The sequence below is a fragment of the Actinomadura nitritigenes genome, from assembly GCF_017573545.1.
In the GTDB taxonomy this organism is placed as follows: domain Bacteria; phylum Actinomycetota; class Actinomycetes; order Streptosporangiales; family Streptosporangiaceae; genus Spirillospora; species Spirillospora nitritigenes.
This window is the reverse complement of the sequence record NZ_JAGEOK010000024.1, coordinates 132,568-145,756: the sequence shown is the minus strand read 5'-3', so window position 1 is coordinate 145,756 and position 13,189 is coordinate 132,568. Positions and strand designations below refer to the sequence as shown.

At 75.9% G+C, this 13,189-nt stretch carries 11 protein-coding genes; 9 read left to right on the top strand and 2 right to left on the bottom strand.

The genetic code is table 11. The features are described 5' to 3' along the window. Positions 1-15 precede the first annotated feature (15 nt). Positions 16-591: a TetR/AcrR family transcriptional regulator gene (locus tag J4557_RS32695; protein ID WP_208270623.1), complete on the bottom strand. Its 576-nt coding sequence runs from the start codon at positions 589-591 to the stop codon at positions 16-18. Positions 592-682: 91 nt separating this feature from the next. Between J4557_RS32695 and J4557_RS32690 the strand changes: the two genes are divergently transcribed. The 9 genes from J4557_RS32690 to glyS all read left to right on the top strand — a co-directional run bounded on the left by J4557_RS32690 (position 683) and on the right by glyS (position 12,061). Beyond that, positions 683-1,321, top strand: a complete 639-nt coding sequence (locus tag J4557_RS32690) for an NAD(P)-dependent oxidoreductase (protein ID WP_208270622.1) — start codon at positions 683-685, stop codon at positions 1,319-1,321. Between the two features lie 231 nt (positions 1,322-1,552). After that, entirely contained in the window at positions 1,553-3,178 is a 1,626-nt protein-coding gene (locus J4557_RS32685) for a sensor histidine kinase (RefSeq protein WP_208270621.1), read from the top strand. After that, the gene (locus J4557_RS32680) at positions 3,175-3,780 is read left to right on the top strand and encodes a response regulator transcription factor (protein ID WP_208270620.1); all 606 of its coding nucleotides are present in this window, start codon (positions 3,175-3,177) and stop codon (positions 3,778-3,780) included. The genes J4557_RS32685 and J4557_RS32680 overlap by 4 nt, the downstream gene beginning before the upstream one ends. A 46-nt stretch (positions 3,781-3,826) precedes the next feature. Then, positions 3,827-4,966, top strand: coding sequence for a pyridoxal phosphate-dependent aminotransferase (locus J4557_RS32675; RefSeq protein ID WP_243776718.1), 1,140 nt, complete (start codon positions 3,827-3,829; stop codon positions 4,964-4,966). Between the two features lie 152 nt (positions 4,967-5,118). Then, positions 5,119-6,078, top strand: a complete 960-nt coding sequence (locus J4557_RS32670) for a carbamate kinase (RefSeq protein WP_307800341.1) — start codon at positions 5,119-5,121, stop codon at positions 6,076-6,078. A gap of 68 nt (positions 6,079-6,146) precedes the next feature. Continuing rightward, the gene (gene bar, locus J4557_RS32665) at positions 6,147-7,253 is read left to right on the top strand and encodes a barbiturase (RefSeq protein ID WP_208270617.1); all 1,107 of its coding nucleotides are present in this window, start codon (positions 6,147-6,149) and stop codon (positions 7,251-7,253) included. 113 nt (positions 7,254-7,366) lie between these two features. Next, positions 7,367-8,065 (top strand): SseB family protein, encoded by a 699-nt coding sequence (locus J4557_RS32660; protein ID WP_208270616.1) that lies wholly within the window; start codon positions 7,367-7,369, stop codon positions 8,063-8,065. 52 nt (positions 8,066-8,117) lie between these two features. Continuing rightward, on the top strand, positions 8,118-8,873 hold the full coding sequence (locus tag J4557_RS32655) for a phytanoyl-CoA dioxygenase family protein (protein ID WP_208270615.1): 756 nt from the start codon (positions 8,118-8,120) through the stop codon (positions 8,871-8,873). Positions 8,874-8,923: 50 nt separating this feature from the next. Further along, on the top strand, positions 8,924-12,061 hold the full coding sequence (glyS, locus tag J4557_RS32650; RefSeq protein ID WP_243776715.1) for a glycine--tRNA ligase subunit beta: 3,138 nt from the start codon (positions 8,924-8,926) through the stop codon (positions 12,059-12,061). On the opposite strand, the gene J4557_RS32645 is transcribed toward glyS, so the two are convergent. After that, entirely contained in the window at positions 12,058-13,071 is a 1,014-nt protein-coding gene (locus J4557_RS32645) for a DUF2332 domain-containing protein (RefSeq protein ID WP_208270613.1), read from the bottom strand. The genes glyS and J4557_RS32645 overlap by 4 nt on opposite strands. Positions 13,072-13,189 lie beyond the last annotated feature (118 nt).

Sequence of the window (13,189 nt, the reverse complement as noted above, 5' to 3'; positions counted from 1 at the left end):
TGGTGAACCTCCCGTTCACGGCAGCAGGGTCGGGAGGAGGGGCCGGACGAGGGCGGCGGCGGCCGACTCCGGCAGGTCGGGCGCGTCCGGCGGTGCCGCGAAGTAGTGCAGGAAGCCCTGCTGGAAGCAGCCGCCCATCAGCAGGGCGGCGGCGGCCGCGGTGTCGGCGCCCGCCGCGACGCGGCCCAGGTGGCGCTCGGCGTCCAGGTAGCGGGTGAGCGCCCGCACCGGCTCCTGGGGGCCGGCGCCGTACTGGCGCAGCGCCTCCCGGCTCGCCGCCATCAGCTGCGGCTGCGCGGCCATCGACGCCATCATCGGGAACGCCCGCCGGTAGAAGGCGAGCCCGCCGTGCACGACGCCGACCAGGTTGGCCTCCACGGTGGCCTCGCCCGCGACGGCCTTCGCCGTGAACGCCGGCATCCGCTCCTTGAGCACGGCCAGCATCAGCTGCTCCTTGTCGCGGAAGTGCTTGTAGAGCAGCGCCTCGGAGTACCCGGCGGCCTTCGCGATCTCCTTGGTGGTGGCGCCCGCGACGCCGCGCCCGCGCATGACGTCCGCCGCCGCGTCCAGGATCCGCCCGCGCGCGGTCATCGGCCCCGCCCCCTTGACAGTGAGTGAATGCTTACTCATTCTAGGGGTTAGTAAACGTTCACTCACCCCCCTGTTCGGGAGGAAATCCGGGATGAGAATCACCGTCTTCGGCGCGACCGGGGGCATCGGCACCCGGCTGGTCCGCCGCGCGCTGGACGCCGGGCACGAGGTCACCGCGGTCGTCCGCGACCCCGGCGGGATGCCCGCCGACCTGCGCGATCGCGCCGCCGTCGTGCAGGCCGACATCATGGACCCCGCCGCGATCGAGGAGGCGGTGAAGGGCGCCGACGCCGTCGTCAGCGCCATGGGCTCGCGCAGCATCGGCCCCACCACCGTCTGCAGCGAGAGCTCCCGGAGCATCATCGCCGCCATGCGGGCGACCGGCGCCGGCCGGTTCCTCATGGTCAGCATGGGCGCCATATCGTCCGAGCCGGGCGACGACCCGCTCACCCGGTACGTCGTCAAGCCGCTGATCCTCGGCCGGATCCTGCGGCACGGCATCGCCGACATGAGGGTCGCGGAGGCCCAGGTGCGCGACTCCGGGCTCGACTGGACGATCGTCCGGCCGCCGCGGCTCACGAACAAGGAGGGGCGCGGCCGCTACCGCAAGGCCGTCGACCGCAGCGTGACCGGCGGCTACAGCATCACCCGCGACGACGTCGCCAAGGCCCTGCTCGACCTCACCGGCGACCTGCCCTCCATCGGGCACGTGATCTCGATAGCGGGCTGAACCGCTGCGGGCGCGGCAGGCGGCAGGCACGGCGGACGCGGCGGAGCGCGGCATGACAGGTGTCATGCGGAACGGCTGACAGACGCCGCCCGAACCGATGACACGTCCCTCTACCGGCGCCCGCCGAGGCCCGCGACCCTAGGGGCATGGACGACACCCGCCCATCGGCGTCGACGGCCTGCGCCAGCGGTACGGGGACTTCGGGAGGAGGCGTGGTTCCGCCGGCTGCCGTTGAGCACCGTCGTTGAGATCACCCGGACGGCCTGCTTCGGCCGCGACTTCCACGACCACGCCGCCCGCGCGCCCGTCGAGGCCGCCGGCGCCTGGGCGGCCTGCCTGCCCTCGTCCGCCGTCCTCGAGGTCCGGCTCGGCGCCGGCCGCGCCATGGCGGGCCGCTGGTCCCGCTGGGAGCCGAGGCGCGCCTGCCCCGGAGCGCCCCGCGGTTACAGTCGAGGAGAAGGAGGGCGGGACATGACGGTCGCGACCACGGCGGACCTGGAGGCGCAGGACACCCGCAGGCTCGAGCGCTACCGCCGGGTGACGCACCGCTCGTTCCTGTGCGCCGCCGCGGGCTTCCTCGCGCCCGGCCTGGCCGGGCTGGCGGCCGCCTACGGCCACGGTTCCGTCGGCATCCCGCTCGCCGTGCTCGTCGTCGCCGGCATGGGCCTGCTGACCTGGTACTACGCGCGGCTCGTCCGGGCCGCGCTGGAGGGCGGCGGGTCCCGCCGGGACATCGTGCTCAGCGGCGTCCTGACCGCCGCGCTCAGCGCGATGATGGTCACCAGCCCGCTGTTCGGCGTGGTGTCGGTGTTCTGGGTGTCGGCGGTGGTGCTGGCCCCGATGAGCCGCCGCCGGGTCGTCGCGATCTGCGTCGGCACCGGTGCCGCCGGCGGGGTGTACGCGACCGTCGCCGCCCACTTCCTGTACCCCGGCGGCGACATGCCCTGGTACGGGCTCCTGCCGATCATGATCCTGATCTACACGGGCACCTGCGGGCTCGTGGCGTTCGTCAACCGCTACCAGCGCCGCATGTGGGACCTGCACCAGGAGACGCACGCCGCGCGGGACGCGCTCGCCCGCCTCGCCGTCACCGAGGAGCGGCTGCGCTTCTCCCGCGACCTGCACGACCTGCTCGGCCACAGCCTCTCCCTGATCGCGGTGAAGAGCGAGCTGGCCATGCGGCTGGCGGACGCCGACCCGGCCCGCGCCGGCGCGGAGATGGCCGACGTGCGGCGCGCCGCCCGGGACGCGCTGCGCGAGGTGCGCGCCGCCGTGCACGGCTACCGCGCCGTCGAGCTGGACGCCGAGCTGGCAGGTGTGCGGGCCGTGCTGGAGGCCGCCGGGGTCCGGTGCGACGCCGGAGCCGTACCGGACGGCCTGCCGCCCGAGGTCCGCTCGGTGCTCGCCTGGGTGATCCGGGAGGGCGCCACCAACGTGATCAAGCACAGCGAGGCCCGGCACTGCGCCGTCGCGCTCACCGCGTACGGTGGCTCCGTGGTGCTGGAGATGCGCAACGACGGCGTCCGCGGCGACGCGGGCGCGCGCCGCGAGGGGACCGGCGGGGCGGGGCTGACCGGCCTCGCCGAGCGCGTCGCCGTGGTCGGCGGCGAGATCACCGCGGACCGGCACGGCCGCGACGGCTTCCTGCTGCGCGCCGTCGTCCCGCTGCCGCGCACCGGCCCGGACGGCCCGTCCGGCGGGACGGCCGTCGAACCGTCCGCGACGGACACCGCCCCCGCCGCCCCCGCCGCGGTCACCGAGGACGCCGCCTCCGCCGCCCCCGCCACGGACACCGAGGACGCCGCCCCCGCCGCCGAGCCCGGGCCCGCGGCCGCCGCCGGGAGGAGCGGCCGGTGATCCGGATCCTGCTCGCCGACGACGAGCGCCTCATCCGCGGCGCCGTCGCCGCGCTCCTCGGGCTGGAGGCCGACCTGGAGGTCGTCGCCGAGGTCGGCCGGGGCGACGAGGTCGCCGCCGCCGTCGCCGCGCACGATCCCGACGTCGCCGTCCTCGACATCGACATGCCCGGCGCGGACGGCCTCACCGTCGCCGAGGAGCTGGCCGCCGCGGGCGCCCGCTGCTCGGTGTGCATCCTCACCAGCTTCGGCCGCCCGGGGTACCTGCGCCGCGCGATGGCCGCCGGGGTCCGCGGCTTCGTCGCCAAGGACGCGCCGACGCAGGAGCTGGCCGCCGCGATCCGCAAGATCCACGGGGGCGGCCGCTACCTGGACGCCGAGCTCGCCGCGACCGCCATGGCCGCCGGCGACAACCCGCTGACCGAGCGCGAGCGCGAGATCCTCCGGCTCACCGCCGCCGGCACCGAGACCGCCCGCATCGCGACGCTGCTGCACCTGTCGGAGGGCACCGTCCGCAACTACCTCTCCACGGCGATGGGCAAACTCGGCGAGCCGTCCCGCTTCGCCGCCGTCCGCGCCGCACAGGAGATGGGCTGGATCTGACGCGCCCCCGTAGGGTGGTGCCGTGACTGATCCACTGGTGCCGCGGATGCGGGAGTTCGGTGAGACGATCTTCGCGGAGATGTCCGCGCTGGCCACGGCCACGGGGTCGATCAATCTCGGTCAGGGCTTTCCGGACGAGGACGGCCCGAAGGCGATGCTGGACGCGGCGGTCGAGGCGATCCGGTCGGGCGGCAACCAGTACCCGCCGGGGCCGGGGGTGCCGGAGCTGCGCGAGGCCGTGGCGGAGCAGCGGCTGGAGCGGTACGGGCTGTCGTACGACCCGATGTCCGAGGTGTACGTGACCGTGGGCGCGACGGAGGGCATCGCCGCGTCCGTGCTGGCGCTCGCCGGGCCCGGCGACGAGGTCATCGTGTTCGAGCCGTACTACGACTCGTACGCCGCCGTGATCGCGCTGGCCGGGGCGGTGCGCAGGCCCGTCACGCTGCGCCCGGTCGAGGGCCGCTTCACGTTCGATCCGGACGAGCTGCGCGCCGCCGTCGGCCCGCGCACCCGGGCGATCCTCGTGAACTCGCCGCACAACCCGGCCGGGACGGTGTTCACCCGCGGCGAGCTGGAGGCCGTCGCCGCCGTCTGCCGCGACCACGACCTCGTCGCGATCACCGATGAGGTGTACGAGTACCTGACCTTCGACGGCACCGAGCACATCCCGCTCGCCACGCTGGACGGGATGCGGGAGCGGACGGTGTCGGTGTCGTCGGCGGGCAAGACGTTCTCCGCGACCGGCTGGAAGACCGGCTGGGTCACCGCGCCGGCCCGGTACGTGCGGGCCGTCCAGACCGTCAAGCAGTTCCTCACCTACGCGGTCAGCGCGCCCTACCAGCGGGCCGCCGCGTACGCGCTGGCGAACGAGACGGCGTGGGTCGCGGAGCTGCGCGCGTCGCTGCAGGCGAAGCGCGACCGGCTCGTCGCCGGGCTGGAGGCGGCCGGGTTCACCGCGTACCGGCCGCAGGGCACCTACTTCGTGCAGGCCGACATCCGGCCGCTGGGCTTCTCCGACGGGCTGGAGCTGGCGCGGGCCCTGCCCGCCAAGGCGGGCGTCGTCGCCATCCCGACGCAGGTGTTCTACGACCACGCGGAGGCGGGCGCCCACTTCGTCCGGTTCGCGTTCTGCAAGAAGGACGAGGTCATCGACGAGGCGGTGGAGCGGCTCCGGCGGCTCGCCTGAGTCGTCCCGGGACGCCCGGCGAGCGCGGACGGGACGGGTCGCCGCGCTTGGCGACCCCCTGACCGGTCCAGGCGGAGATTGCCGAACGGGCGGCGTTCCTTGGGCTGGTTTCGCCCATGAGCGCCGCCCGCCGCGCGGCTAGCGTTCGGGCCGTGGGCCGGAACGGCGACTCGCTCGACGGCGAGCGGATTCTGATCGCGCTGGGCGGCAACGCCATGACCGCGCCGGACGGCAGCGCGACGCCGGACGCGCAGGCGGCGGCGATCGAGGTCGCGATGCGGCACGTCGCGGAGCTGGTGGCGGCGGGGGCGAGGGTCGCGCTGACGCACGGCAACGGCCCGCAGGTCGGCAACCTGCTGATCAAGAACCAGCTGGCGGCGGGGGTGGTGCCGCCGGTGCCGCTGGACTGGTGCGGCGCGCAGACCCAGGCCACCGTCGGCGTGATGATCATGAGCGCGCTGGAGCGGGCGCTCGCCGCGCTCGGCGCGCCGCGCCCGGTGTCGACGGTGGTGACGCGGACGCTGGTGGACGCCGCCGACCCCGGGTTCGCCGCCCCCGCCAAGCCGGTCGGCCGGTACTTCCCGGCGGACGAGGCGCGGCGGTTCGCCGCGCTCGGCCAGGCGTGGCGCCCGTTCGGCGACCGGGGGTGGCGGCGGGTCGTCGCGTCCCCGGAGCCGCTCGACGTCCTGGACGCGGGCGCGGCGGCGGTGCTGCTGGAGGCCGGGCACGTGGTGGTCGCGGCGGGCGGCGGGGGAGCGCCCGTGGTGCGGGCCGGCGGGGCGCTGCGCGGCGTCGAGGCGGTCGTCGACAAGGACCTGGCGGCGCAGCTGCTGGCGTGCCGGCTCGGCGCGTCCACGCTGGTGATCGCCACGGACGTGGAGCACGCGGTGGCCGGGTTCGGCACCCCGGCGGCGCGGCCGCTGCGCCGCACCACGGCCGCCGAGCTGGCCCGGCTGGCCGCCGCCGGGCACTTCGCGGCCGGCAGCATGGGCCCGAAGGTGGAGGCGGTGCGGCGGTTCGTCGCGGCGGGCGGCCGGCGCGCGGCGATCGCGTCGCTGGCCCGGCTCGGCGCGGCGGCGCGCGGCCGGGCCGGGACGGTCGTGGAGCCGTGACCCGGGGTAGAGACCGTTCAGCCGAGTAGCCGATCAGCAGAGCAGCCGAGGAGCCGAGGAGCGACGACGTGCCCGATCCCATCGAAGTCCGCAAGATCCCCATCGAGAGCGTGACCGACGCGTCCGGGCTGGCCCGGCTGATCGACGACGGCGTGCTGGAGGCCGACCGCGTCCTCGCGGTGGTCGGCAAGACCGAGGGCAACGGCGGCGTGAACGACTACACGCGGCTGCTGGCCGACCGGGCGTTCCGGGAGGTGCTGGTCGCGAAGGGCGGCCGCCCGGCGGACGAGGTCGCGCGCGTCCCGCTGGTGTGGTCGGGCGGCACCGACGGGGTGCTGAGCCCGCACGCCACCGTGTTCGCCACCGTCGACCCGGCGAAGGCGCCGCGCACGGACGAGCCGCGCGTGTCGGTGGGCGTCGCGATGAGCGAGGTCATCCTGCCCGAGGACATCGGCCGCCCCGCGATGGTGGAGACGGTCGCCGCCGGGGTCCGCGACGCGATGAAGACCGCCGGGATCGACGACCCCGCCGACGTCCACTACGTGCAGACCAAGACGCCGCTGCTCACCCTCGACACGATCAACGACGCCAAGCGGCGCGGCCGCGACGTCGTCACCGAGGACACCCTGAAGTCGATGGACATCTCCAACTCGACGACCGCGCTCGGCATCGCCGTCGCGCTCGGCGAGATCGAGACCCCGTCGGCCGAGCGGATCCACAGGGACCTGTCGCTGTTCTCGTCGGTGGCGTCGTGCTCGTCCGGCGTGGAGCTGGACCGGGCGCAGATCGTGGTGGTCGGGAACGTGCGCGGCATCGGCGGCCGGTACCGCGCCGGGCACGGTGTGATGAAGGACGCACTGGACGCCGACGGCATCTGGGACGCGATCCGCTCGACCGGCCTGGAGCTGCCGGAGAGGCCCCGCACGGCCGACCTCGGGGACCGGCTCGTCAACGTGTTCATCAAGTGCGAGGCGGACCCGTCCGGGTCGGTGCGGGGCCGCCGCAACATCATGCTGGACGACTCCGACGTGCACTGGCACCGGCAGATCAAGGCGTGCGTGGGGGGTGTCGCGGCGTCCGTCACGGGTGATCCGGCGGTGTTCGTGTCGGTCGCGGCGGTGCATCAGGGCCCGTCCGGCGGAGGCACCGTCGCCGCCATCGCCGACCTCGGCTGACCGCGGCACCGGCCCCGGCCGACCGCGGCGCCGCCCGTCCGGCGGGGTGCCGGATACAGGGAGTATCCGGTTCGGCACCCATGGCGGTCACCGGAGGCTATAGCCTTCCTGCCGTGTCCGGACTGACCATTCCCGAACCCCAGTTCCCCGGGGACGACGGCAGCGCCGATCCCCGGCTGTGCGAGGCCCTCGCCGGATACGCGGCCGGGCGCGTCGGCCACCACGCGGTGCTGCGGCGGCTGCAGAGCACGCGGCTGTTCGTGCCGATCGTCGCCGTCCTCACCGAAGAGGAGGACGTGGAACCCGGCGAGCTCCGCCGGGAGAAGTCGAGCGACATGGCGCTGCCCACGCTGATCGGCGACGACGGCCGGCGCGGCGTGCTCGGTTTCACCTGCATGGACACGATGAAGGCGTGGCGCGCCGACGCCCGCCCCGTCGCGGTCCGCGCCGGCGACGCCTGCCGCGCCGCCCTCGACGAGGGCGCGGACGCGCTGGTCGTGGACGTCGCGGGCCCCGTCCCGTTCGCGGTGGAGGGGCTGCGGCTGCACCTGCTCGCCGAGGGGAGGCCGATCCCGCCGCCGCACGAGGACCCCGACGTGCTCGCCGCGGTCGAGGCGGCGTTCGGCTCCGACCAGGCCGTCACCGGCGTCCGGCTCGCCGAGGGCACGTCCACGGAGCTGGCCGTCCGGTTCGCGGTGGTGCCCGGCCACGACGAGCGCGTGACGGTGCAGCGGGTGTCGGACCGGCTCGCCGAGGTGCTGCGCGGGCGGATCGTCGGCGGCGTCGAGCTCAGCGTCGTCCGGCGGGGCTGACCGCCCGGAAAACCACTGGCGTCCGGCGGAGCGCCGTCGGCATCCTGGGCCGATGCACGAGATCGACCCCGACGCCTTCGTCGCGGACGGCTTCGTCCGGGTGGCGGAGGCGTTCCCCCGCGACCTGGCCGCCGAGTGCCGCGCGATCCTCTGGCGCGACACCGGCTGCGATCCCGATGACCGCTCGACCTGGACCAGGCCGGTGATCCGGCTCGGCGGGTACGGGCAGCCGCCGTTCCGGGCGGCCGCGAACACCCCGCGCCTGCACGCCGCCTACGACGCGCTCGCGGGGAAGGGCGCGTGGGAGGCGCCGGGCGGTCTCGGGACGTTCCCGATCCGTTTCCCGAGCGACGAGGCGCCGGGCGACGACGGCTGGCACATCGACGCGAGCTTCCCCGGCGACGACCCGAACGACTTCATGGGGTACCGGGTGAACCTGGCCTCCAGGGGCCGGGCGCTGCTGATGCTGTTCTTGTTCTCGGACGTGGGCGAGGACGACGCCCCCACCCGCGTCCGCGTCGGCTCCCACCTCGACGTCCCGCCGCTCCTCGAACCGGCGGGCGACGAGGGCGTCTCCTTCATGGACCTCGCGCGGGAGGCGGTCCCCGCGTCCGAGCACCGGCCCATAGCCCTGGCGACCGGGCGGGCCGGCGACGTGTACCTGTGCCACCCGTTCCTCGTGCACGCGGCCCAGCCGCACCGCGGCACGGAGGTGAAGTTCATGGCGCAGCCGCCGCTGTCGCCGTCGGGGCCGCTCCCCGAAACGTCGCCGGTACGGACGGCGATCCGGCGAGGTCTCGGGCGCTGACGCATCTACGCTTGGCGCTCGAACCCGTTGGGAGAACCACCGTGCTGACCATGCAGGACGCCCTGATCCGGCTCACCGCCCACTGGGCGGGGCACGGCTGCCTCGTCGGGCAGCCGATGAACACCGAGGTCGGGGCGGGCACGCTCAACCCGAACACCGCCCTGCGCGTCCTCGGGCCCGAGCCGTGGCGCGTCGCCTACGTCGAACCGAGCGTCCGCCCGGATGACTCGCGCTACGGCGACAACCCGAACCGGCTCCAGACCCACACCCAGTTCCAGGTGGTCCTCAAGCCGGAACCGGGCGACGCGCAGGAGCTGTACCTCGCCAGCCTCGCCGCGCTCGGCATCGACCTGCGCGCCCACGACGTCCGGTTCGTCGAGGACGACTGGGCGTCGCCGGCGCTGGGCGCGTGGGGGCTCGGCTGGGAGGTCTGGCTGGACGGGCTGGAGATCACCCAGTTCACCTACTTCCAGCAGTCCGGCGGGCTGGCGCTCGACCCCGTCTCGGTCGAGATCACCTACGGCATGGAGCGCATCCTGATGGCGCTGCAGGGCGTGTCCCACTTCAAGGACATCGTCTACGCCCCCGGCTTCGGCGCCGCCCGAGGGGGGACGGCCCCCCACGCCCCCCGGGCCGACTCCGTCGGCATCGGCGCCGCCCGAGGGGGGACGGCCCCCCACGCCCCCCGGGCCGACTCCGTCGGCATCGGCGCCGCCCGAGGGGGGACGACCCCCCACGCCCCCCGGGCCGACTCCGTCGGCATCTCCTACGGCGAGGCGTTCGGGCAGGCCGAGTACGAGATGAGCCGCTACTACCTCGACGACGCCGACATCGCCGCGAACCGGGGGCTGTTCGAGACGTACGCGGCCGAGGCGCGCCGGATGCTGGACGCCCGGCTGCCCGTCCCCGCCCACTCCTGCGTGCTGAAGTGCTCGCACGCGTTCAACGTGCTGGACGCGCGCGGCGCGATCGGCACCGCCGAGCGGGCCCGCGCGTTCGCGCGGATGCGGGGCCTCGCCCACGAGGTCGCCGCCCTGTGGGTCGAGCGCCGCGCCGAACTCGGCCACCCCCTCGGCGACGCCACCGCCGCCCCGGTGGCCCCGGAGAAGCCGGTCCTTCCCGAGATCGCCGCACCCGCCGCGTTCGCGCTGGAGATCGGCGTGGAGGAACTGCCGCCGAGCGAGGTGCGCCCCGCGGCGGAGGCGGTCGCGGAACGGCTCCGCGCCGGGCTGGAGGAGGCGGGCCTGCTCACCGACGCCTCCGAGGTCGAGACCTTCTCGACGCCCCGCCGCCTCATCGCCGTCGTCCGGGACGTGGAGCCGAGGTCGCCGGACACCGAGGAGGTCGTGAAGGGGCCGAGGCTCGCCGCCGCCTACGACGCGTCCGGGGAGCCGACGCGGGCGCTGCTCGGGTTCGCGCGCGGGCAGGGCATCGACGCCGCCGACGTCCGGGAGATCACCGTCGGCGGCGGGCGGTACGCGGCGCACGTCCGGAAGGTCGCCGGGAAGCCCGCCGCGCACGTCCTCTCCGGGCTGCTTCCCGAGATCGTCTCCGGGCTGCGCGCCGGGAAGAACATGCGCTGGAACCTCCCCGGCCTGTCGTTCGCGCGTCCCGTCCGGCGGGTGCTGGCCCTGCTGGGCGACCGGCGGATCGTGCTGGACGGGCTGGACCGGGGCGGGACGACCGACGTCCACCGCGCCGCCGAGCCCTCCCGCGTGCCGGTGCCGGACGCGCTGTCGCTGATCGGCGTCCTCCGGGAGCACGGCATCGAGCCCGACCCGGCGCGGCGCCGCGCCCGCATCGTCGAGGACGCGCGGGACCTCGCCGCCCGCCGCGGCGGGACGGTCGACGCCGCCGCCGAGCAGGACCTCGTCGAGGAGATCGTCGACCTGGTCGAGGAGCCCGTCGCGATCCTCGGGTCCTTCGACGCGGCCTACCTCGACCTGCCCGAGGCGATCCTCACCACGGTCATGCGCAAGCACCAGCGGTACCTGCCGGTGCGCGGGAAGTCCGGCGGGCTGCTGCCGCACTTCGTCACCGTCGCCAACGGCGAATGCGACCGCGACGTGGTCCGGGCCGGGAACGAGGCCGTCGTCCGCGCCCGCTACGAGGACGCCGCGTTCTTCTTCCGGCAGGACCTGCGCAGGACGCCGGACGAGATCAGGCGGGGCCTGGACCGGCTCACGTTCACCGAGCGGCTCGGCTCCATGGCCGACCGGTCGGCCCGCATCGCCGCGATCGCCGCCGGCGTCGCCGACCGCGCCGGCCTCGGCGGGGACGAGCGCGCGCACCTCGCCCGCGCCGCCGCGCTCGCCAAGTTCGACCTGGCCTCGTCCATGGTGATCGAGCTGCCGGGCCTCGCCGGGACGATGGCCCGCGAGTACGCCCGGCGCGCGGGCGAGGACCCCGCCGTCGCGGAGGCCCTCTACGAGATGGAACTGCCCCGCTCGGCGGGCGACGCGCTCCCCGCGACCGCCGCGGGCGCCGTGCTCGCCGCCGCGGACCGGCTCGACCTGCTCGCGGGGCTGTTCGCGGTGGGCGCCGCGCCGACCGGAGGGTCCGACCCGTTCGGGCTGCGCCGCGCCGCGCTCGGGCTGACCGCGATCCTGCGGGCCGTCCCGCGGCTGGCCCCGCTCACGGTCGGCGAGGGGCTGGCGATCGCCGCGCGGCACCAGCCCGTCGAGGTGCCGCCGGACGCGCTCGCCGAGGCGGAGCGGTTCACCGCGCGGCGGCTGGAGCAGAGCCTGCTGGACGAGGGGCTGCCGATCCCGGTCGTGCGGGCCGTCCGGCCGCTCGCGGGCGCCCCGGCCCGCGCCGCCCGCGCCGCGTCCGACCTGGTGGGGCTGCTCGGCACGGACGAGTTCGCGCGGCTCGCGACGGCGCTGCAGCGGGTGCTGCGGATCGTCCCGGAGGGGACGGCGGCCGGCTACGACCCCGCCCTGTTCGCCGAGCCCGCCGAGGGCCGCCTCGCCGAGGCGTTCGCCCGGCTCCGCGACGGGCTCGCGCCGCGTCCCGCGCTGCCGGAGTTCGCGTCGGCCGCCGCCGGGCTGCCCGGCCCGACCGACGCCTACTTCGACGACGTCATGGTGATGGACCGGGACCCGCGGCTGCGCGCGAACCGGCTCGGCCTGCTCGCCGCGATCCGCGACCTGGTCGTGCCCCTCCTCGACTGGCGCGAGATCGGCTAGCACCAGGTGACGGGGAGCCCGTGCGGCGGGCCCTCGCCGAGGACCCGCCGCTCGCCGCCCGGCCACAGCCGCAGCGTCAGCAGCGGGGTGCCCTGGATGTGCGTGCCCTCGGGCGGCTCGAACGCCAGGTGCGCGACCGGCGCCTCGCGGGTCGCCGCCGCCCCGGCCGCCTCGACGTGCCGGTGGACGCGCGCGGCCTCCTCGTCCGGCAGGTACTGGATCATGACGGAGTGCCAGACGACGGTGGCCGCGCCGCGCTCGGGGGCGAGGCCGTCCAGGAAGTCCCCGGCGCCGGCGCGCACCACCGTCGCCGGGACCCGCGCCGCCACCTCCAGCGCCGCCCGCAGCCGCCGGACGCGGGCGGTCTGGTCGGGCCACACGTAGGACAGCAGCCGCCGCCGCGCCTCGGGCGCGGCCGCGTCGAGCGGGGCGAGGTCGCAGCCGAGCCGGGAGGCGATCCGCAGGGGGACGGCGGCCGGGGGAGTACCGCGCCACGCGTCCGGGAGCACGACCGGCGAGTCCGGCCCGTACGCGCCGCCCTCGAACAGCAGCCGGTAGTGGTCGGCGCGCAGGTTCAGCCCGGCGCTCGCGCCGATCTCCAGCAGCCGGACCGGCAGCCCGGTCGCGGCGGCGACCGCGAGCAGCCCGCCGATCAGCGGCGCGGCCCGGCCGACCTCGTTGGTCTGCGGCGGGTCGGCGAGCCCGGCGCGAACCTCGGCCGCGTGCCGCGCCAGCACGCCGCGGAACGCGGGCCACGCCGCGAGCGGGTCCGCGGTGCCTCCGGCGGTCGGGTAGTGCGCCGCGAGATCGGGCGCCCGGCCCTCCAGCACGATCCGGTGCACGGTGCCGAGCATCCGCAGCGCCAGCGCGCTGGACGCGCGCCCCGCGAGCACCTCCGCGACCGGGCCGCCGGCGTCCGCGTCGCCCGCCGCCCGCGCCAGCAGCTCCGCGTACATCGGCGATCCCTGCCCGGCGCACACCCGCGCCTGGGCGAGCAGTTCCTCGCGCACCCCGCCACCTCCCGGCCTCCGCCGGTCCGCCCGTCAGGCGGTCCCGTCTTCGTCAACAGTCACCGTTGTCGCCGCCCGCATCCGCGGTCATGATCAAAATACCTGGGATGGAAGGGGT

Excerpts from the sequence above, each read along its gene's own strand:
- J4557_RS32695 (WP_208270623.1), bottom strand. The coding sequence starts at position 591 with ATGACCGCGCGCGGGCGGATCCTGGACGCGGCGGCGGACGTCATGCGC.
- J4557_RS32690 (WP_208270622.1), top strand. The coding sequence starts at position 683 with ATGAGAATCACCGTCTTCGGCGCGACCGGGGGCATCGGCACCCGGCTG.
- J4557_RS32675 (WP_243776718.1), top strand. The coding sequence starts at position 3,827 with ATGCGGGAGTTCGGTGAGACGATCTTCGCGGAGATGTCCGCGCTGGCC.
- J4557_RS32655 (WP_208270615.1), top strand. The coding sequence starts at position 8,118 with ATGCACGAGATCGACCCCGACGCCTTCGTCGCGGACGGCTTCGTCCGG.
- glyS (WP_243776715.1), top strand. The coding sequence starts at position 8,924 with ATGCAGGACGCCCTGATCCGGCTCACCGCCCACTGGGCGGGGCACGGC.